At 36.0% G+C, this 21105-nt stretch carries 18 protein-coding genes; 13 read left to right on the top strand and 5 right to left on the bottom strand.

What is annotated here, in order from left to right; all coding sequences use genetic code 11:
- The first annotated feature begins 255 nt into the window (after positions 1 to 255).
- From B0E34_RS17505 to ychF, 11 genes are all read left to right on the top strand, one after another.
- Positions 256 to 1860: a glycoside hydrolase family 10-like protein gene (locus tag B0E34_RS17505; RefSeq protein ID WP_087711610.1), complete on the top strand. Its 1605-nt coding sequence runs from the start codon at positions 256 to 258 to the stop codon at positions 1858 to 1860.
- Between the two features lie 617 nt (positions 1861 to 2477).
- Positions 2478 to 3047 (top strand): helix-turn-helix domain-containing protein, encoded by a 570-nt coding sequence (locus B0E34_RS17500; protein ID WP_084196320.1) that lies wholly within the window; start codon positions 2478 to 2480, stop codon positions 3045 to 3047.
- Between the two features lie 363 nt (positions 3048 to 3410).
- On the top strand, positions 3411 to 6236 hold the full coding sequence (locus B0E34_RS17495) for a TonB-dependent receptor (protein ID WP_087711608.1): 2826 nt from the start codon (positions 3411 to 3413) through the stop codon (positions 6234 to 6236).
- A 10-nt stretch (positions 6237 to 6246) separates the two neighbouring features.
- Positions 6247 to 7548, top strand: coding sequence for a DUF5690 family protein (locus tag B0E34_RS17490; RefSeq protein WP_087711606.1), 1302 nt, complete (start codon positions 6247 to 6249; stop codon positions 7546 to 7548).
- A gap of 12 nt (positions 7549 to 7560) precedes the next feature.
- On the top strand, positions 7561 to 8715 hold the full coding sequence (locus tag B0E34_RS17485; RefSeq protein ID WP_087711604.1) for a TIGR03364 family FAD-dependent oxidoreductase: 1155 nt from the start codon (positions 7561 to 7563) through the stop codon (positions 8713 to 8715).
- A gap of 6 nt (positions 8716 to 8721) precedes the next feature.
- A complete protein-coding gene (locus B0E34_RS17480; RefSeq protein WP_087711603.1) occupies positions 8722 to 9393 on the top strand; it encodes an HAD-IA family hydrolase in 672 nt (223 codons plus the stop codon).
- A gap of 180 nt (positions 9394 to 9573) precedes the next feature.
- A complete protein-coding gene (locus B0E34_RS17475) occupies positions 9574 to 11427 on the top strand; it encodes an alkaline phosphatase family protein (RefSeq protein ID WP_087711601.1) in 1854 nt (617 codons plus the stop codon).
- Positions 11428 to 11646: 219 nt separating this feature from the next.
- A complete protein-coding gene (locus B0E34_RS17470) occupies positions 11647 to 12198 on the top strand; it encodes a ferritin (RefSeq protein ID WP_087711599.1) in 552 nt (183 codons plus the stop codon).
- A 95-nt stretch (positions 12199 to 12293) separates the two neighbouring features.
- On the top strand, positions 12294 to 13190 hold the full coding sequence (locus B0E34_RS17465; protein WP_087711597.1) for an ATP-binding protein: 897 nt from the start codon (positions 12294 to 12296) through the stop codon (positions 13188 to 13190).
- Between the two features lie 29 nt (positions 13191 to 13219).
- Positions 13220 to 14236 (top strand): ATP-dependent nuclease, encoded by a 1017-nt coding sequence (locus B0E34_RS17460; RefSeq protein ID WP_087711595.1) that lies wholly within the window; start codon positions 13220 to 13222, stop codon positions 14234 to 14236.
- A gap of 151 nt (positions 14237 to 14387) precedes the next feature.
- Complete coding sequence (ychF, locus tag B0E34_RS17455; RefSeq protein WP_087711593.1) at positions 14388 to 15479, top strand: redox-regulated ATPase YchF; 1092 nt, start codon at positions 14388 to 14390, stop codon at positions 15477 to 15479.
- Between the two features lie 82 nt (positions 15480 to 15561).
- Here ychF and B0E34_RS21165 read toward each other — a convergent pair whose 3' ends face one another.
- Complete coding sequence (locus tag B0E34_RS21165; protein ID WP_123956693.1) at positions 15562 to 15720, bottom strand: bacteriocin; 159 nt, start codon at positions 15718 to 15720, stop codon at positions 15562 to 15564.
- Positions 15721 to 15738: 18 nt separating this feature from the next.
- The gene (locus B0E34_RS22035) at positions 15739 to 15894 is read right to left on the bottom strand and encodes a hypothetical protein (RefSeq protein WP_123956691.1); all 156 of its coding nucleotides are present in this window, start codon (positions 15892 to 15894) and stop codon (positions 15739 to 15741) included.
- Between the two features lie 151 nt (positions 15895 to 16045).
- Here B0E34_RS22035 and B0E34_RS17450 point away from each other — a divergent pair, with 151 nt between their 5' ends.
- Together B0E34_RS17450 and B0E34_RS17445 are read left to right on the top strand one after the other, a co-directional pair.
- Positions 16046 to 16984: a helix-turn-helix domain-containing protein gene (locus tag B0E34_RS17450; protein ID WP_370688437.1), complete on the top strand. Its 939-nt coding sequence runs from the start codon at positions 16046 to 16048 to the stop codon at positions 16982 to 16984.
- Between the two features lie 90 nt (positions 16985 to 17074).
- Positions 17075 to 17839 carry an SDR family NAD(P)-dependent oxidoreductase gene (locus B0E34_RS17445; RefSeq protein ID WP_087711590.1) on the top strand — a complete coding sequence of 255 codons (765 nt, stop codon included), beginning with the start codon at positions 17075 to 17077 and terminating at the stop codon, positions 17837 to 17839.
- 405 nt (positions 17840 to 18244) lie between these two features.
- On the opposite strand, the gene B0E34_RS17440 is transcribed toward B0E34_RS17445, so the two are convergent.
- The 3 genes from B0E34_RS17440 to B0E34_RS17430 all read right to left on the bottom strand — a co-directional run bounded on the left by B0E34_RS17440 (position 18245) and on the right by B0E34_RS17430 (position 20814).
- Positions 18245 to 19393 (bottom strand): methionine aminotransferase, encoded by a 1149-nt coding sequence (locus B0E34_RS17440; protein ID WP_087711588.1) that lies wholly within the window; start codon positions 19391 to 19393, stop codon positions 18245 to 18247.
- 204 nt (positions 19394 to 19597) lie between these two features.
- Positions 19598 to 20410, bottom strand: coding sequence for a T9SS type A sorting domain-containing protein (locus B0E34_RS17435; protein ID WP_087711587.1), 813 nt, complete (start codon positions 20408 to 20410; stop codon positions 19598 to 19600).
- Positions 20398 to 20814, bottom strand: a complete 417-nt coding sequence (locus tag B0E34_RS17430; protein ID WP_087711585.1) for a hypothetical protein — start codon at positions 20812 to 20814, stop codon at positions 20398 to 20400. The genes B0E34_RS17435 and B0E34_RS17430 overlap by 13 nt, the downstream gene beginning before the upstream one ends.
- Positions 20815 to 21105: the final 291 nt, after the last annotated feature.

Here is a 21105-nt window from a genome sequence, read left to right as displayed (position 1 = left end):
TCTAATGTATTATTTTAAATGAATATTTTTAACTTTTAGTATTCTTTAAATATTGTAGGCAAACTTATCACAAACTTATAAGTAAGGAAGTCTTTTAAAGCTTACTTGAGTGAAACGCCTTAGCGGACATAAAAACAGTTAGTAGTCAAAAAAACTTTGTGTTAAAGCATCTATAATTTAAATCAAAGTTCAAATAATTCATTTTATTATTGTAATTTAAAATCAACAAAATAAATTAATGTAGTTTTGCAGACTATGAGAATGAATACCCTAAAAATAATCGTTTTATCGGGATTTTTTACATCATTTATTGCGTGCTCCACACAGAACAGTGCAGTGAAAGCATCCACACCCGTAAAAAATTCTACGAAACCTGCCATACCAAAACCTCCTCTTCCTATTACAAGCACAGATCCTTCGGCTATACCTCCGAAAGATGATACTTTCCGAACCAATCTTCCGGAAATCAAAAGAGAGTTCCGCGGAGCATGGATTGCAAGTGTTGCCAATATCAACTGGCCTTCAAGAAATAATTTATCCGTCGATCAGCAGAAAGCCGAAGCCATTTCCATGCTGGATATGCTGAAAGACAACAATTTTAACGCGGTGATTTTTCAGGTAAGACCTTCCGCAGATGCTTTGTACACCAGTAATCTGGAACCATGGTCGTATTTCCTGACCGGACAGACCGGAGCTGCTCCTTATCCAAATTATGATCCTTTACAGTTCTGGATCGAAGAATCTCACAAAAGAGGACTGGAACTCCATGTGTGGCTGAATCCGTACCGCGCCCATCATTCGAACGGAGGTTCACCGAACAGCTTATCTATGGTGAATAAGCTTTCCGACATCGTCATCCGCCTGAAAAACGGAATGTACTGGTTTGATCCCGCTGATCCCAAAACGCAGGGACACGTTTCGAATGTGGTAAAAGATATTGTAACAAGATATGATATTGATGCCGTACATTTTGATGACTATTTTTATCCGTATGCTACCTATAATAAAGGAGCCGATTTTCCGGACAATAAAACCTGGAATGCATACGTAAACAACGGAGGAACCTTAACAAGAGCCGACTGGAGACGGGATAACGTGAATAAATTTGTAGAAAGAATCTATAAAGAAATCCACGCAGAAAAGAACTATGTGCGATTCGGGATCAGTCCGTTCGGGATCTGGAAACCCGGTTATCCGGAAGGTGTGGTTGGTTCTTCTCAGTACGATGAGCTTTACGCGGATGCCAAATTATGGTTAAATAAAGGCTGGGTAGATTATTTCTCGCCACAGTTGTACTGGCCGATAGAATCCAAAGGACAGCCGTTTGAAGGCTTATTGAACTGGTGGAAATCTGAAAACACAATGAACCGACATCTTTGGCCAGGCTTGAATACGGTAGAAATTAAAACTTCAGACCGTCCGACCGAAATTAAAAATCAGATCGAAATATCACGACAGGTGTTAGGGAAAGATGCGGGAGAAATCCACTGGAGTATAGCCGGATTAACCAAAAATGCCAATATGCTTCCTACACTGAAAAACGGATCTTATAAAGAAAAAGCGTTGGTTCCGAAAACGCCCTGGATAAAAGCTATTCCTTTGCAGACCCCGACTTTGTTCATCAATAACAACGGAAACTTTGCGCAGATAAGCTGGAGCGTAAAAAATATAAAAGAAGTCTTCCAATGGGTGCTTTTTACCCAGTACAACGGAATCTGGGAAACTGAAATCCTTACTCTGGATCAGCTTTCCAGAGAAATTCCTAAAAATAAAGACGGAAAAGTGCTGAATGCAGTTGCCATCAAAGCCATTGACCGATTAGGAAACGAAAGCGACTATATCGCCAAGAAAATAAAATAATTTTAGCAAATAAAGATAAAATTCAGCAGTCTTAAACAGGCTGCTGTTTTTTTATTTTAACCACAAAGTCACAAAAGCTTTTGATGCATTTTTAAAAGTTAACAAGCGTAAGAATAAAAGAACACAACAGTTTTTAAAAATCTTTGATTTTTATGCTTTTGAGGACTTTAATTATTTTGAAACTGAGCTTTATCATTATCTTGTGCGCCTTTTGTGGTTAAATTTCCCTGTCATTCAGAATGGAATTTGCGAAGCATTATGCAATGAAGAATCTCTAGTCTGAAATTATTTTGATTTTCCTACTCCACTTTTTTTTACTCAAAATGACAGTGTTGCCGCTTAAGAAGGCTTTTTTTTAACCACAAAGTCACAAAAGATTTTGATACATTTTTAAAAGTTAACAAGCGTAAGAATAAAAGAAAATAACAGTTTTTAAAAATCTTTGATTTTTATGCTTTTGAGGATTTTAATTATTTTGAAACTGAGCTTTATCGTTATCTTTTGCACCTTTTGTGGTTAAATTTCCCCCAAATTCCGGATAGTTGAGAAGAAATATCATTTAATATAGTAAATTTGCTTCTGCATATAATAACCGGATCTGGCTAACTGTAAATGATATGAATGATTTTTTAATAGGCATTGGAAAGAGACTAAAAGATATCAGGAAAAAAAATAATTTAACCATTAACGAATTAGCTTTCAGAGCCAATGTAAGCAACGGACTTGTTTCCAGAATAGAAAACGGAAGAACGATTCCTTCGCTTCCTGTGCTGTTGGATTTAATCCAGTCTCTGGAAATTGATGCGAGTTACTTTTTTGAGGGGGTTGAGAAAAAATCAAACGCAAAATTCATTTACCTGCCCAAAGAAAACCAGCAGCTTATTGAAAAAGAAGTGGAAGCCGAAGGGTTTAAATACATGCATATCTTCAGCAAAAGTCTTCATTCTTTAGGTTTTGAAGCCGTTTTACTCACCCTTGAACCCAATGCCAAAAGAGAAAAAGTAATAACTGATGCATGGGAATTCAAGTATATTCTGAAAGGAGAAGTAAAATATCTGATCGATAATGAAGAAGTGATATTAAAAGAAGGAGATTCTCTTTATTTTAACGGAAAATTCCCGCACGTTCCGGTGAGCATCAGTAATGAAAGCTGCATCATGCTGGTTTTGTATTTTTACTCAGGATAAATTTTAGATCTCTTTTTTAATTGTTTATTTACAAATATTCAATTATTATTTTTCATAAAAGTTTACAAATACGCAACTTTCTGTTTTTTATCAAACCTTCTGATTTAACTTTAAATTAATCTTTGGGCGGTTGTTTTTTTGAAAATTTTATTAAACAAATATGCATTGCATATTGTGTCATATCCTTCAAAATGCCTATCAACACTCATTTTTTTTCATTATTACTAAAGAAATCATTACTTTTTGGAGGTAAAACTAAAGTAACAAATCTGCTTCATTTATTAAACATTACTTAATATAAAATAATTACATATATTAAAATTATTGACTTGTTTTGCGGTATAAATTTAATATATGTAAACAATGGAGCCGATAATAAAAAAATCTCTATTCCCTATTTTTGCCTGTTGCAGTATTTTCATTTCCGCCCAGCAACAGATCGTTACAGGAATTGTTTCAGACCATAACCAACCGCTTCCGGGAGCTGCCGTAAAGGTTGCCGGAACCTCCAGAATCATCATGACCGATTTGGAAGGAAAGTTTTCCGTCAATGATCTGAAACCGGGACATTATGACCTACAGATCTCTTATATTGGTTTTGAAAATCAAAATATCACAATAGATCTGAAGTCTCAGCAGACCATGGATCTGGGAATGATCTCCATGCTTCAGAAACAGAAAAACATTGACGAAGTCATCGTTACGGGATCTCTGAAAAACAGTGAAGCAAGAGCTTTAAATCTTCAGAAAAACGCAATCAATATTTCCAACGTTATTGCTTCCGACGGAATCGGAAAATTACCCGACCGAAATGCTGCGGAAACCGTTCATCGTGTGCAGGGAGTTTCCATAGAAAGAGATCAGGGAGAAGGGAGGTTTGTTTCTCTGAGGGGATTGCCGCCATTCTGGGCATCAACAACCATCAATGGAAACAGGCTTCCCACAGCGGAAGAGGAAACTACATCCAGAGCAACCGCTTTCGATTTTTTTCCGACGGAACTTATCTCTTATGTTCATGTAAATAAATCTTTCACTCCCGATATGGAAGCCGACGGAATCGGAGGCGGCGTGAATTTCATTACGAAAACACCACCCATGAAAACCGCGTTCAAAGCAACGCTGGGAAGCGGTTACAATGCTAAATCTGATAAAGGAGTCTACAACATTGGTTTGCTTTACGGCGGAAGAACAAAGGATAAAAAATTCGGGTATTTATTCAATTTTGCACACTTCATCCGAAACTGGTCTACCGATAATTTTGAAGCGAGAAGAAGCGGGGATGAAGGTGTTTTCAGGTTAGAGCTTCGCGATTACAACGGGGTGAGAAAAACGACAGGAATTAACACGGCTTTTGAATATGTGCTGTCTCCAAAAACCACATTTTATCTCAAAGGAATGTACGGAACGCTGTCTGATGATGAAACACACTACAAACACAGAATCCGTTTTGATAAATTCAGTTCCGCCAACAACACCGCAAGGGTGGAACTGCAGAACATCCATAACCGTCTGATTACAGAATTAACTTCGGTTTCTTTAGGCGCAGTTCATCAGTTAAACAAAGGAAAGATCGACTGGGATCTATCGTATTATGACAATAAATTCAAATACGGAAATATTCCTGATAAACAGAACAATTCCTATTATGTCATTAAGTACACTCAATCCGGGGTGGGAATCGATCCGACTTATATTGCCAATCACGGAATAGGTCCGAGAGCTTACTGGAAAGCTGATGGCGGAAAATTGGACTATAAAGATACGGACGCGTTATTTGGATTCTACAGCGATCCCAATTTTAAAATGGACGCTTCCAGAATGAGATTTACCGATCTGGAATTTTACAAAGTCTTTGTTGAGGAAAAGGATAAGATTGTCGCTGCTTTTAACCATGAGATCAATGCCTCAGACCGTTTAACCTTAAAATACGGTTTCAAATACAGGGATAAAGAACGGAATGCCAGATTCTCGGATATTTTCTACAACTGGAACAACGGAACGGCACCGCTTTTATCAGATTTTGGACAGTACATCACCACTCAGGCGAATGGAACTCAATATTTAAGCGAAATGAATACCCACATCGGGAATACGTTCGGTCCTGTTCTGTCGACATCGGGAATGGATCAGTTCTGGTTTCAGAATCAGGGGAATTTAAAGATCAATACAGCCGATTCGGAAGCTCTGGAATACAATAAAGCACTCGGAAGAAATTTCGATGTCTTTGAAAAACACGCCGATGCTTACGGAATGGGAACGTATAAAGTGAATGGCAAGATTACCATTTTAGGAGGGATCAGATTATCAAATACCAATACGCAAGTAAAAGGATATAATGTAATCAATAATACCTTGGTTCCAGTTGAAAACACAAAAAAATATCTTGCCGTTTTGCCGATGCTGCATGTTAAATACGCTGTAAATGATAAAATAAATCTGCGTTTTGCCGCTACGAGAACATTTTCCAGACCCAATTTCGGAGATTTAACGCCGGGAGGAACATACAGCGAAGCAGACAACGAATTCAAAGGCGGAAACCCGAATCTGAATCCGACCTATTCTTTAAATTTTGATCTGATGGGAGAATACTACTTTTCAAACGTAGGAATTCTGAGCGGGGGAGTATTCTATAAATCCATTACAGATCCTATTTTTCAGGATTCTTTCATCGGAAACTACAACGGAATAAACGGCGTACAGTTCACCGCACCAAATAACGGAAAAGCAGCTTCACTAAACGGAATCGAATTGGGCATCAACAGAAGATTCGATTTTTTACCCGGTTTCCTGCAATACTTCGGAACACAGCTTAACGCCACTTTCATGGATTCTGAAATGGTAAAACCAGGCGGAAGGAAAGTAAAACTTCCTTATCAGACAAAAGAATTATACAATGTTCAGTTGTTTTTCGAGAAAAAAGGATTCAACGCAAGACTGGCGTACAATTACAAAGGGAAATATGCTGTGGAATATGCGGAAGATGATATCAATGATTCCTACTACGGCAAATACAGCAGTCTGGATTTCGGAGGTTCCTATCAGTTCACCAAACATCTCATGTTATATGCAGACGTGAACAACATTCTGAATAAACCGCTGATCTACCATTTCGGAAAAGACGAAACCCGTCCAGAACAGGTTGAATATTACGGGGTAAGATGCAATTTGGGAATAAAGCTTAATTTCTAACCGGATCACCATGGTAAAAGCGGTCAATAAAAAAACAGCAGTAACCCTGAAAGCGGCTTTCGCGGCATTTGGAGTGTACTTTTGTATGTATGGTTTCCGGAAACCCTTTACAGTCGCCTCCTTCGAAGAACTTTCTTATTTCGGGATCGATTATAAAGTTTTGATAATCATTGCTCAGGTTATGGGATATTTTATCTCAAAATTTCTTGGAATTAAGTTTATTTCAGAACTAAAGCCGGAAAAAAGGATCTTCTATTTATTCATCTTTATTGCATTTGCAGAAATTGCTTTGCTGGGCTTTGCCGTCATTCCCGCTCCGTACAATATTCTTTGTATGTTCATTAACGGGATTCCGCTCGGGATGATCTGGGGAATCGTTTTTTCTTATATTGAAGGAAGGAAAACAACGGAAATCATCGGATTGTTTTTGTGTTCGAGCTTTGTGGTTTCTTCAGGATTTACAAAATCCGCAGGAAAGTTTTTAATGGATACTTTCCGTATTTCAGAATTCTGGATGCCCTTTTCGGCAGGATTGTTATTCATCATTCCGTTGCTCATATTCGGACTGATGCTGGAAAAACTTCCGCAACCTACGGAAGAAGACATTCTGTTAAAAAACAAAAGAGAGCCGCTTAATAAAGCAGAAAGAAAAAAAATCATTCAGCAGTTTCTGGTTCCGATGGTCTGCATTACATTGTTGTACGTAAGTCTTACGGTTTTAAGGGACTTCAGAGATAATTTCAACCGCGAGATCTGGGATAATCTGCACATCAGATTCAGCAGCTCTGTCTTTACCTTAACGGAAATTCCGATTGCTGTTATGGTGCTTCTGATCTTAGGTTTTATGGTAAAGATCAAAAACAACAGAAAAGCTTTTGCCTGCTATCATTATCTTCTTTTTGGAGGAATTTTAACCGTAGGTTTTTCAACCTTTTTATTTGAAAGCAAAGTTATATCGCCTTTTTTATGGATGGTTCTTTCAGGTTTCGGAATGTACCTCTGTTATATCCCGTTCAACGGAATGTATTTCGACAGAATGATTGCTGCTTTCAATATCAAAGGAAATGTAGGATTTCTGATCTATCTCGTAGATTCTTTCGGGTATCTGGGAAGCGTTCTGATTCTGCTTTACAAAAATTTCGGCTCACCGCAGACTTCATGGCTGAATTTTTATATCCGGCTGAACTACATTATCGTAACCATTGTGCTGGTTTCTTCATTCATTGCATTGGTCGCATTCAGAAGAAAATCAGGAAAAAGTGAAATCAATAACAAACCATACATCAGTTTCGATCCTTCGAAAAGTATATAAATTATAGTAAGAATGACAACAAAATTTGATTTAATCGTTGTAGGAGGAGGCATTTTAGGAACCTTTCATGCCTATCATGCGCTGAAAAAAGGACTTAGAGTAGCTTTAATAGAGAAAAATTCTGTTCCTCAAGGAGCAACGGTAAGAAATTTCGGACAGGTCGTACCTTCCGGAATGGATCTCAAATGGCAGAACTTCGGAAGAGAAAGTTTAGCCATGTATGACGAACTTCAGTTTCAGGCTGATTTAACGGTACGAAAAAACGGTTCGGTCTATATCGCATCCAATGACGAAGAGCTTCAGCTAATTAATGAGCTGCATGAAATCAATAAAAATAATGATTATGAATCTGTTCTTCTTTCAAAAAGCGAATGTATCAGCAAATTTGATGGTCTTCGTTCAGATTACTGTAAGGGCGGATTGTTTTTCCCTCAGGAATTATCGGTAGATTCTGCTGAAATGATTGTAAAACTTCATCGGTTCTTAAAGGAAAAACTGGATCTTAAAATTTTCTATAACACAACTATTGTTGAAACCCATGAAAATGACGGAGAATGTATTGCCATCACTGCAGCCGGAACAGCACTGATGGCTTCAAAAATAATCATTTGCGGCGGACATGAATTTAAAACGTTATATCCCGAAGTTTTTAACGAAAGTGATCTTGAAGTAAGCAAACTGCAGATGCTTCAGACAAAACCACAGGGAATTTATGAGCTTCAGGGAAATATTCTCACAGGACTTTCCATCAGAAGGTATGAATCCTTTGAAGAATGTCCGTCTTTCAAAAAAATCAAAACAATGGAAGACCCGAATTCCTTTGAGAAAAAATACGGAGTCCATATTTTATTCAAACAGGCTTTGGACGGTTCGGTTATTTTAGGAGATTCCCATGAATATGCAGATGCTAAAAATGCAGATGATTTAGGATTTGATCTGAATATGGAAATAGATGAATTTATGATTAATGAAGCAAAGAAAATCATAGATCTTCCGACCTATGAAATCCAGAGAAGATGGTTTGGAGTGTATTCCCAGTGCAAAACAAAAGATATTTTCGAGTACAGTCCGTCTCCCAACATTCATATTGTAACGGGAATCGGAGGAAAGGGAATGACGGGAAGCGGAGGCTTTTCAAAATTTAATATAGATAAAATTTACGCATAAAATTAAATGAAGAACATAAAATTACTGGTTCTGGATATGGCTGGAACCACCATTGATGAAGATAACGTGGTATATAAAACGTTAATGAAAGCCGTGAATGATTACGGATACAACGTTTCTCTGGAAAAAGTCTTATTAAGCTGTGCCGGAATGGAAAAACTGGAAGCAATCAGCAGTCTGTTAAAAGAAATAGGCGGAAATGAAGAAGACGCGGCTGCCATTTTTGAAAGCTTTTCGGATCAGTTAAAAACAGCCTATCAGAATTTAGAGGTAAAACCCATTAACGGCGTTGAAAATTTCCTCATCAAGATGAGAGCTCAGGATAAAAAGATTGTTTTAAATACAGGTTATACTTCCGAAATTGCCCTGCAGCTTTTAGAAAAACTGGGCTGGAAAGAAAATGCCCACTTTGATGCTTTAATTACAGCCGATGACGTTTCGGAAAGCCGGCCAAGTCCGGAAATGATTCTTCTGGCAATGAAAAAATTCAATATTCAGGAACCTGAAAAAGTTTTAAAAGCAGGAGATTCTGTCATTGATATCGAAGAAGGCAAAAATGCAGGCTGCGGAGTTACGGTAGCCGTCCTTTCCGGAGCACAGAGCAAGGCTGAACTTGAAAAATCCAATCCCGACTATATTTTTAACACGATTTCTGAGGCTGAACGATTTTTTTACTAATTCTTTCAAATTACGCTTATCCCAATTCAGCCTCTTTTTTATTTTTTGAACATCAGGAAATCAACTTTGTCAAAGTTTTAAACTTTGACAAAGTTCCCAAAGTTCCAAATGTCCCTTTTTTAAATTACTCAATCAACCTAAAGTTTGTAAAATCTTAAAATTCAAAACCCACTTATTATTATGAAAACAAAACTATTTTCAATGGCAGTCGTAATGAGCTGTTTTCTCGGAGCTCAGACGAAGAAAGTTCTTTTCATCGGGATCGACGGTTGTCGGGCGGATGTTATGATGTCTTCCGGTACGCCGAACATTCATGCACTGGCAGATCAGTCAGTTTATTCTTTAGATGGACTCTGTGCCGCAATTACTTTGAGCGGAAACGGCTGGAGCACCATGCTTACAGGAGTCTGGCATACGAAACACAATGTGCAGGACAATAATTTTACCAGTCCGAATTATGCAAATTATCCCGACTTTTTAACGAGAGCCGAAGCGTATAATCCCAATTTAAGAACCATTTCTCTGGCTCATTGGGCTCCGGTTAACAATACCATTATTCAGAACGCGGATGTAAAGACTAATTTCACAACGGATCTTGCAGTGAAAAATGCGGCTGTAAATGCTTTGCAAAACGATAATCCGGACATTTTGTTTATTGATTTTGACGATGTGGATCACGCCGGACATTCCTATGGTTTTTCGTCTTCTGTACCGCAGTATGTTTCTGCCATACAAACCATCGACACGTACATCGGAGAAATTATAAACGCCATGAAAAACAGACCAACGTACAGTAATGAAGACTGGCTGGTTGTTTTAACTACGGATCACGGCGCGGTAGATAACGGTCATGGAGGCGGAAATCTTTCAGAAAGAAATATTTTTACCATCTATTCTAATCCTAATTTTACTCCTCAGCAAATCAGCAGAACCATTTCAGAATCTTCTAAAACGATCAATCAGCTCAATCTTCCGGCAGGAGCGTATGCAAAACCTGCGAATCAGACTCCATTTAATTTTGGGGCAACTCAGGATTTTACAATTGAATTCTGGGTGAAACCGAACGTTGCCTATACCAGTGATCCTGTAATGATCAGTAATAAAAACTGGGCAAACGGAAAAAACAAAGGTTTTGTAATTTCAGGATATTCCGGACAGACTTTTAAAATGAATATTGGCGACGGAACTAACAGGATTGATCTTGTGGGCGGGAAAATGGAACTTAATACATGGAAACACATTGCCGTAAGTTTCGACAGAGACGGACTTGTAACGATGTATGAAGATGGCGTTCCCGTAACTTTTGCAAAAATGAACACCATTGGAAATATTGATTCGGGACTTCCGTTTACGATCAATCAGGACGGGACGAACACCTACAGTCCAACGCTTGCAGCTTCCTACAGAGACATCAGAGTCTGGAAATCTGCGCTTCCGAATGAGGTTATCGTGAATTGGGCAAATCAGGATATTACGGCTTCACATCCTTATTATTCTCAATTGGTTGCCAACTGGAAATGTGATGAGGTTTCGGGAAATACACTGGCAGATTCTGGTCCGAATGCAAACACCGTTACGATTACCGGATCTCCCGCCAGAAATCTGAACACGGTTACTAATTTTAAAATTTATAATTATTTATCGACAACCCGGGAAACAGATCATTTGCCGACTGTATTGAACTGGCTTTGTATTCCTGTTCAGCCATCTTGGGGAATTGATGGGATCAACAGAATTCCGCTATGTGTCAACGGAAGCTTATCTGCCGAAGAAAAAGAGATTACAACGAATGATTTTATGATTTATCCCAATCCTTCGAATCAGGAGGTAAATATAAAATTCAAATCAAAGGAAAAGGAAATGAAGATTGAAATTATTGATGCGAAAGGATCACTGATTTTATCAAAAAAAGTCAATTCTTCCGACGATGTTTACCATGAAAAATTAAATGTCGGTCATTTTCCGGCTGGGATTTATTTCATAAAAATAACAGGAAAAGGAAAGTCGCTTACCAAAACATTGATAAAGCAATAGAACAGAGATAATTTTTTTGAGAAGGCTTCCGTTTTTATACCGGAAGTTTTCTTTTATCTGAAAACTTCAGCTTCATATTTTAGAATAACTATAAATTATTAGATTAAAATATTGTAATTCAGTTGTTTGTGGATGTCTGTGAATGTTTTTGGTTAAAAATAAAAACTTCTCGGAATCATTTTTGTATCCATAGATTCATAATCACAAAAAATATCTATTATGAATACCAAAAGACTTTCCGATTCCATTGAAAAAGCATTAAGCGACCAAATGAACAAAGAAATTCACGCTTCACACACCTTTTTATCCTATGGAATCTGGGCAGACGATAAAGGATATCAGGGAATTGCCAATTTCCTGTACAGACACGCTCAGGAAGAAAGAAATCACTCCATCAAATTCATGGAATATGTATTAAACAGAGGCGGAAAGCCGAAAGTAGATGCAATTCCTGCTCCTCCGACAGATCCGGAATCGCTTACCGATTGTTTTGAAGGAGTTTTCAAACATGAAGTAGATAACACCACTGCCATTTATAAAATTGTAGATATGGCACTTGAAGAAAAGGACTGGGCAACGTGGAACTTTATGCAGTGGTTTGTACAGGAGCAGATTGAAGAGGAAACACTGGCGCAGAATTTAATTGACAAACTGAAAATTGCAGGAGGAGACAGAGCAAGCGATGAATCTTTATTTACTTTAGATAAAACTTTACAGGAAACTCCGGGAGATGTTCCTTTGGCGCAGGAAGCGACAGGAGATAATCCTTAACAACCTTTTTTGAAATCAAATTATTGAAATCCGTCATATTGGTGACGGATTTTTTTATAAATTAACTTTATTTATTTTTGTAAAAACTAATTAGCATGAGCAATAAATTTGATTTAATCTTTCCAAAAGCAGAAGAATTTTCTTCTTACTATAATGAAAATGAAAAGAGTCTTGAAAGATTAGTCGATTCATCCAAAATAAACGTTTTTATAGGTGCAAATAATAGCGGAAAAAGTAGACTGATACGTAAGTTGTTGACTGCTAAAACTGTTTTTTACCAAAACAAAGCTTTAATCAAGAGTAATATCAATAAATTTAACAGCATCATTGCTGAAAATAAATTTGGAGGGCACAATGTACATAATAATGTTTATTTTCTTTCTGAACAAAATGATAAAAGAGAAGTTTTATTTAGAAATATAGAATATTCTTCGGATCAAAACTCTATTTTAAAAAGCATTGATGAAAATATTAAAATATTTAGTTTTCTGACTGATCATTATAATAGCTTATCTAATAATTATTATGGAGATTATCATTATACAAGATTAGCTGGAGAAAGTAAAAATGAAATTTACTCTTTATTACATAGCTTAAAAAGTTTATTTTTTAAAAATTTTTTTAGTGAAAGTAAAAAAGTTTTTATTCCGACTTTAAGAACTGCTCATTCAATATTTCAGAAAAAAGAGGGAACTCAATATTCAAAAATTTCAAATGATATTTATAAGGATACAATTGTAAAAAGTTATGGTTTAAAAAATGAAAATATAGAAATATTTACAGGTCTTGATTTGTATTATCAGATTGTGAATATTAGAAATGATGTAAAAGATAAAAGAGAATCTTTTGAAAGATTTGAAGAGTTTTTATCAAAGAACTTTTTTAATAAAAAAAAGATTGAAATTGTTGCTAAGTTTAATATTTACGATAAGCATGAAGGAAAAGATGATTCAGAATTGATTAACGAACAAGTAATGATCTGCATGATTTAGGAGATGGAATTCAGGCATTATTTATTTTGATGTATAAGATTTATACATGCGAAAATAAATCAATTGTATTTATCGATGAACCTGAAATAAATCTCCATCCGGGAATGCAGCGATTATTTTTAGAGCAAATTACGAACAATGACTATCTTAAGGAAAAAGATCTTACCTACTTCATTTCCACACATTCCAATCATTTTTTAGACTTAACTATTGAGAAAGACAATATATCGATATTTCTTTTTAATAAAGCAGAAAAAGACAAATTCATAATTAAAAATGTTAATCATGGAGATAACTCCGCATTACAATATTTAGGCGTTACAAATTCCTCTGTATTTCTTGCGAACTGCTCGATTTGGGTTGAAGGAATTTCAGATAGGAATTATTTAAAAGCATTTTTGAAAGCATATTGTAAATCCTTTGATTTGCCTTATCCTAAAGAAGATATTGAATTTGCATTCATTGAATATGCCGGAAGTAACATTGATCATTATAATTTTGATGATGTCGAGTTAAAAGAAAAAATAAATGCATTTTCAATTAATAACAGAATATTTTTAATTTCTGATTATGATGGAAGTTATAAAAATGAAAAGCATAAAGTCTATGAAGAATTGTCAAAAAGCAATAATAATTTCGAATATCAAACAACTAAAGATTATAAAGAAATAGAAAATATTTTACCGTTTAAAGTTTGGGACAAAATTTTAATAAATTTCTGTGATAAAAGAAAATTAAGAGAAGATGAAGATTTTCAAAGAGTTAAGGAGCAAATTTCAGACTCGTTAAGTAAGAAGGAAGAGACAACTTATAAAGATTCTTACATTGGAAAATTATTAAACAGTATTAAAGATGATATTCCAGAGTTAAATAAAATATGGGATAAAACAGATGGAACGCTCATTAATAAATCCGAGGTCAGCTATAAAGTTCTTGAGCTGACTGAAAAGGGTGAAATTTCTTGGGATGATTTTAAAACAAATCCCAAAATTGTTTCGATCATTAAAGATTTATATGATTTCATCCAAAGATCTAATTATAGATAATCATTTTTTAATCCAATTAACTTCACTATCTTTGCACGCTGAAAGTTCAGATCGGAATAACCTCCAATTTGAATATTAATCTTAATCTTAGAATTTTACAATATGAAACCGAAAGGTTACATAGCATTATAAATAAAATAAAAATTTCGTTATGAAATGTGGAATCGTAGGCTTACCGAATGTAGGTAAATCAACTCTTTTTAACTGTCTGAGCAACGCAAAAGCACAGTCGGCAAACTATCCTTTCTGTACCATCGAACCGAATTTGGGAACTGTTTCAGTACCGGATCACAGATTGTTTGAGCTGGAAAAATTGGTAAAACCTGAAAGAGTTTTGCCTGCGGTTGTAGAGATCGTAGATATTGCAGGACTTGTAAAAGGAGCAAGTAAAGGAGAAGGTTTAGGAAACCAGTTTCTTGCCAATATTCGTGAGTGTGAAGCAATTATCCACGTTTTAAGATGTTTTGATAACGGAAATATTGTTCACGTAGAAGGTTCGGTAGATCCGTTAAGAGATAAAGAAATCATTGATATAGAACTTCAGCTGAAAGATCTTGAAACGGTAGGAAAAGCAGTTGAGAAGGCTAAAAAGTTCATCAAATCCGGTAAAAAAGAAGATGTTCTGGCTTATGAAACACTTCAGAGTCTTCAAAAATTTTTAGAAGACGGTAAAAATGCAAGAGAATTTGCAACAGACGATCTTACGAAATCAATTATAGGAGATGTTCAGCTATTAACCAATAAGCCGGTTCTTTACGTTTGTAACGTGGATGAAAATTCCATCAAGCATGGTAACGAATGGATTGGTAAAATTGAAGAAATGGCTAAAAATGAAGGCGCAGAAGTAGTTGTTTTAGCCGCTCAGATTGAAGCAGACATTAATGAATTGGAAACTTTTGAAGAAAGAGAAATTTTCCTTGAAGAACTTGGTCTTACGGAGCCCGGAGTTAACCGACTGATCAGAAAAGCTTATGATTTATTGAAATTACAGACTTATTTCACAGCAGGAGTAAAAGAAGTTAGAGCTTGGACAATCGGAAAAGGATGGACTGCTCCTCAAGCGGCGGGTGTAATCCATACCGACTTTGAAAAAGGGTTCATCCGTGCAGAAGTAATTAAGTATGATGATTACGTAAACTACGGTTCTGAAGTAAAAGTAAAAGAAGCCGGAAAACTTTCTGTAGAAGGGAAGGAATACATCGTAAAAGACGGTGATATCATGCACTTCAGATTCAACGTATAAGAATAAAGTATTAAAGTTAGTTATATTGAAAAACGCTCCGGAGCATTGCTTCGAAGCGTTTTTATTTTTTTAATTAACCAGTTTATAAATCAATGAGTTGGCATTTTAATTCTACACAGCCAATACCATATTTAAGACATTCTTTGGTAAAAGGATCTGTGCATATTTCTTTTCCGCCAGTAATAGATTTTAACTGTTTTTTATTCAGTTTCTTTCCGTTTTGTAACTTTTGATTTTTCATAATGATGATTTTAAAGAATTAAGGAAGTTCGAAACATTCAGGTTCTGCACAACGTCTGCCATAAGCTTTACAAAGTCCTGTTTCCGGATCAACACATTGTTGTAGTCCACCCTTGATGGATCTTAGCTGCTTATTATTAAGCTTTTTTCCATTTGATAGATTTTGATTTTTCATATTGAATAAAATTTTAATTTGGTAATTGCTAAATTATGAAATATTTTAATATAAATTACCTTATTTTGATAAATTTATAAAATTATTGTTGTGGATTTCAGAAAGAATATTCCGTACATTTGAATTTTACAAATTCTTAGGTATGGAAAAAATGCAGCATACTTCTTACACTTCGCTGGATGATTTTTACAGAGAAATGACCGCGAAACTCGGAACGGATCTCGAAACCATTTTTCCGAAAGGGCTTCATAAAGAAATTGGTCATTTCAATGTTTTTGATATCGCCAAAACGATTGAAAAAATCAAAACAACCTCCGAAATGCCTTATAACAGAAGAAAATATTACAAGATAAGCTTAATAAGAGGCAGAAACAGAGCGGAATATGCAGATAAAATTATTCAGATAAAAGGGAATGCACTTTTATTTGCTACTCCTAAAGTTCCGTATCATTGGATTCCCGAAGATCCTTTCCAGTCGGGGAGTTTCTGCGTTTTTACGGAAGATTTTTTTATTAAAGACAAATCACACAATACGCTTGAAGATTTACCGATCTTTCAGCCGGGAAATGTTCCTTTGTTTGAAATTGATGATGATTTGGCAGACGAAATAGAACTCCTATTTGATAAGATGAAAAAAGAAATCAATTCCGATTATATTTTTAAGTATGATCTTATCCGAAATTATGTTCTGGAGCTTATTCATTATGGACAAAAGTTGCAGCCGGCTTCAAAATTATCAACGTCAAATGATGCTTCACTGCGTGTTGTTTCGCTGTTTATAGAACTGTTGGAAAGGCAGTTTCCCATAGAATCGTCGGATCAGAGACTGCAATTGAAAACGGCAAAAGATTATGCAGACCGATTGGCGGTTCATGTAAATTATTTAAATAAAAAACTGAAAGAAAGTACAGGAAAAACAACTACCGAAATTATTGCAGAAAGAATTGTTCAGGAAGCAAAAATACTTTTGAAACAGACCAAGTGGAATGTTTCTGAGATTTCCTACGCTCTCGGATTTGAAGAGATTGCACACTTCTCTAACTTTTTCAAAAAGAAAACATCTCTCGCTCCACTGGAATTCCGGTCATGATTTGAATTTTGCAAATTTAAGTTTGAATAAAGCAAACGCCTGAACCGTAAATTATCTGAACTTTGTCTCATTAAAATAAATCATTAAATAATGGAAACAAGAAGAAAAATTGCACTAATTACAGGTGGAAGCAGAGGATTAGGAAAAAATTCAGCGATTAAAATTGCCCAGAAAGGTCTTGATGTGATTTTAACTTATAAAAGCAACAGGGAAGAAGCGGATAGAGCAGTAGAAGAAATTCAGTCTTTAGGACAGAAAGCAATTGCTTATCAACTGGATACAAAAGAGGTGAAAAGTTTTGATGCTTTTGTGAAAACGGTCGGAGATCATCTTGAAGAAAATACAGGCAGCCGAAATATCGATTATCTCATCAACAATGCAGGAACAGCATTATATTGCCCGATTCCAGAGGTTACTGAAAAGCAGTTGGACGATATGATGGATATTCATTTTAAGGGAGTATTTTTCCTGACTCAGAAATTTTTGCCTTTTATGAATGAAGGTGGTGGAATCATCAACGTTTCTTCAGGTTTGGCAAGGTTTGCATTACCCGGATCTTCCGTTTATGGCTCTATGAAGGCAGCGATTGATATGCTTACGAAATATCAGGCAAAAGAATTGGGTGCAAGAAAAATTAAATCCAATGTTGTGGCTCCCGGTGCTATTGAAACAGATTTTGGCGGCGGAAGAACAAGGGATGATAAAAACATCAATACTATGGTTGCCAATAATACCGCTTTAGGAAGAGCAGGAGTTCCCGACGATATCGGCGGAATAATGGCTTTCCTCTGTACCGAAGAGGCAAGATGGATCAACGGACAGAGAATTGAAGCTTCCGGAGGTATGTTTTTATAGTGTTTAGATTTTTTACCACAAAAGATGCAAAAGACTTAAGCGATTTTATTACTTAAATGGAAAAAAAGAGCACATAAGTTTAAAAAATCAAAGATTTTTTCTCTTTGCAGAGTTTTGAAATACTCTAAATAAATTCAATAAAGTCTTTTGCATCTTTTGTGGTTAAATTTAAAATTTTGAATATCCGTTAAACAACCTATTATTATGCACTGATATGAAAATCAATTATTTATAACAGGTACTTCGACAAGCTCAGTGTGACACCTCTAATACTAAACGCTTGATTTTTAGCGATGTCAAGCTGAGCCTGTCGAAGCTTTAGGTTAATAAACGGACAATCAAATTAAAATGAGTTAAATTAGCTTTTTTAAGTCTTCTTATTTGCTAAATCAACGATCAACGAAATTACAGTTTAGACAAATTCTCCAAAGCTTTTTCCAAAGTTTCCTGCTTCTTGGCAAAACACAAACGGATTACATTTTCATTCAGCTTATTTTTATAAAAAGAAGAGAAAGGAACACTTGCCACTTTATGATTAATCGTGAGTTCGTGCGCGAAATCAAGATCGCTTTTGTCAGAAATCTTATCATATTTTAAAGCCTGAAAATACGTTCCTTCACAGTCTAACAATTCAAATGGAGTATTGGCTAACCCTTGTCTTAAAAAATCTCTTTTTTCCTGAAAGAACTGATTCAGATGATTATAATGATCCGGATTTTTCATGTATTCCGCCAAAGCAAGCTGCATCGGTGTATTCACGGAGAATACATTAAACTGGTGTATTTTTCTGAATTCATCCGTCAGATATTTCGGAGCCGCACAATAGCCTATTTTCCACCCGGTCACATGAAACAGTTTTCCGAATGAAGCCACTAAAAGGCTTCTGTTTTTCAGTTCGGGATATTTGCAGATGCTTAAATGCTGTTTTCCGTCAAAAACAATATTTTCATACACTTCATCACTTAAAATCAGGATAGAAGTTCCTTTCACAATTTTAATTAATTCCTGAATGTCATATTCCTTTAAAATCTTTCCGGAAGGATTGTTCGGGTTATTCAGGATGATCATTTTGGTTTTTTCCGAAACTAAACTTTTTACCACATTCCAGTCGATTTCATAATTGGGAGCTTTCATCTCGAAACGTTTCACAATTCCGCCGAAGAGTTCTACCGTAGGTTCATAACAGTCGTAAGCCGGTTCAAAAATAATGACCTCATCTTCTTTCTTTACAAAAGTCGCAATTGCCGTGAAAATAGCCTGAGTTCCGCCTGCGGTAACCGTAATTTCAGAATCCGGATGATACACTGCCTGATGAGAATTTTCTATTTTTCCGGCAATTTCTTCCTTTAAACCGATCATTCCGCCCATCGGAGCATACTGATTAAAGCCTTTTTTAATGAAATGATCTACATGATCCAGCAATTCGGAATCGGGCATGAAATCTGGAAAACCCTGCGATAGATTGATGGCTTCATTTTCGTTGGCAAGCTGCGTCATCTGGCTGAAAATGGTAGTTCCTACATTGGAAAGTTTGGATAAAGGAAGTTGTATCATTAAGGTTAAATTTTTGATCTCTCGAATTTAATTTATTTTTTACAATCAAAAGATATGTAAAGGTTTAAATTAATCACAAAAAACAAAAGAGATTTGATTTCAGTTTGTTGAAAGGTGAATAAAAGACTGATAATGTTTTAAAGAATTGCTTAAAAAAGAAAAACCATCCGATTTCGGATGGCTTTTTTGAAGATATGAATTGCATTACCTCGTTATGAGCAGTTTCTGCGAAGATTTTACGTTCTCGGATTGTATCTCAACAATATAAGTTCCCTGAATCAGTTTTTCAGTATTAATCTTGATGCTTTGTCTTCCGCTTTCTACCGTTTCGGAATTATTAATCAGAATCTTTCCGGAAGTATCCATTATTTTAACGGTTACAGTGCCTGTTTTGGAAAGATTAGTCTGTACATCAACATAGTTTTTTGCGGGATTGGGAACCAGATTGTACTCCGGCTGACTGGCTGTTTCCGATTCAGCTCTTGCTGCTTCGGCAACATCTTTTAAAGGAGATTTCAAATTGCCCGGGTTTTTAGCGTTTCCTCCTTCCGCAGGTTTCGGAATACAAATAGAAATACAGGTTTTGCACTTAGGTTGATCTCCTTCAAACTGTATAACACAAACCGTGTAGCTTCCCGGAGTGTTGTAGATGTGCGAAGTCAGTACATCTCCTGTCGTTCCGTCGCCCCAGTCTACTTTATATAAACTTGGAGAATTGGTGCTTTCAAGAAATATCTGAGCTGTGGTGTAATTTCCTGATGTGCTTGTTGTTGTCTGGATTTTAAAGTTAGAATTACATTCGTTGCATCCTTCGCAAGGCTTTACACAGATGTTATCGAAATACATCACTTCCTGTTGTGTAGACGTAATATCCGGCGTAATGGAAAGAACCTGAGAATTCATGATGATGTTATCAAAAATTGCCGCATTTACAGGACTCATCGTCCATGCTCCATCCGAATTGCTTGGAAGAACACCGCCGCTGGAAAGCTGAATAGGAGCTTTTATACGAACCATCCGCTTCCCGGAGTTACTGTTACACTTGCCACAAATGTAGCGCTGTTGGTTCCGTCAGAAAGTGTGATGTATGGATGATAAGGCAATCCGTAACCACTGTCATTGTCCAGATAAAAATCAAAATAAAGACACTGCCCCAGAAAATAGTTTCCCAGCTTTTGGTAATCTTTCCAGTTCTGGTACCACGATCCTCCCGACTTGTCTTTTATAATAAGAAACTGCGATCCGTCCAGAGGATTCGGAGAACCTACACCTACACTTACATTTCCGTTGGGTGCAGCAGCGGGAGCCCAGTTTCCGTAAGGATTTACAGGATCATTAAAGTCTGAACAGGGAGGATTTTGTGCCAAAAGCATTACGTTTCCTAAAAGAAAGCAGAAGATTAAAAAATACATTCTTACCATGATGCTAACTTGATTTTGTACATCAAAAACCAACAAAAACTTTAAGAATTAATACTCATTGAATACATTTTGGTTTTCACCTTTTAGCTGTTAAATTTTCTACATGTAGTTAAGACCTTAAAATTATCACATATAACAATCTCACACTAAAGTGACTAAGTAAATGCGGATGGATTTTGAGTAAGTGTAGTTTTTTTGCACGTAAATGTGTTTTTCTTTTCAAAAAATGGGAATGGCTTATTTTAAAATGTCTGAATGATATTGTTATAGTATTGAAAAACAGAATGTTTC

This window comes from Chryseobacterium mucoviscidosis (assembly GCF_002177115.1).
Classification (GTDB): Bacteria; Bacteroidota; Bacteroidia; order Flavobacteriales; family Weeksellaceae; genus Chryseobacterium; species Chryseobacterium mucoviscidosis.
Note: the sequence above shows the minus strand (reverse complement) of the source record. Positions and strands in the feature narration are given on the sequence as shown.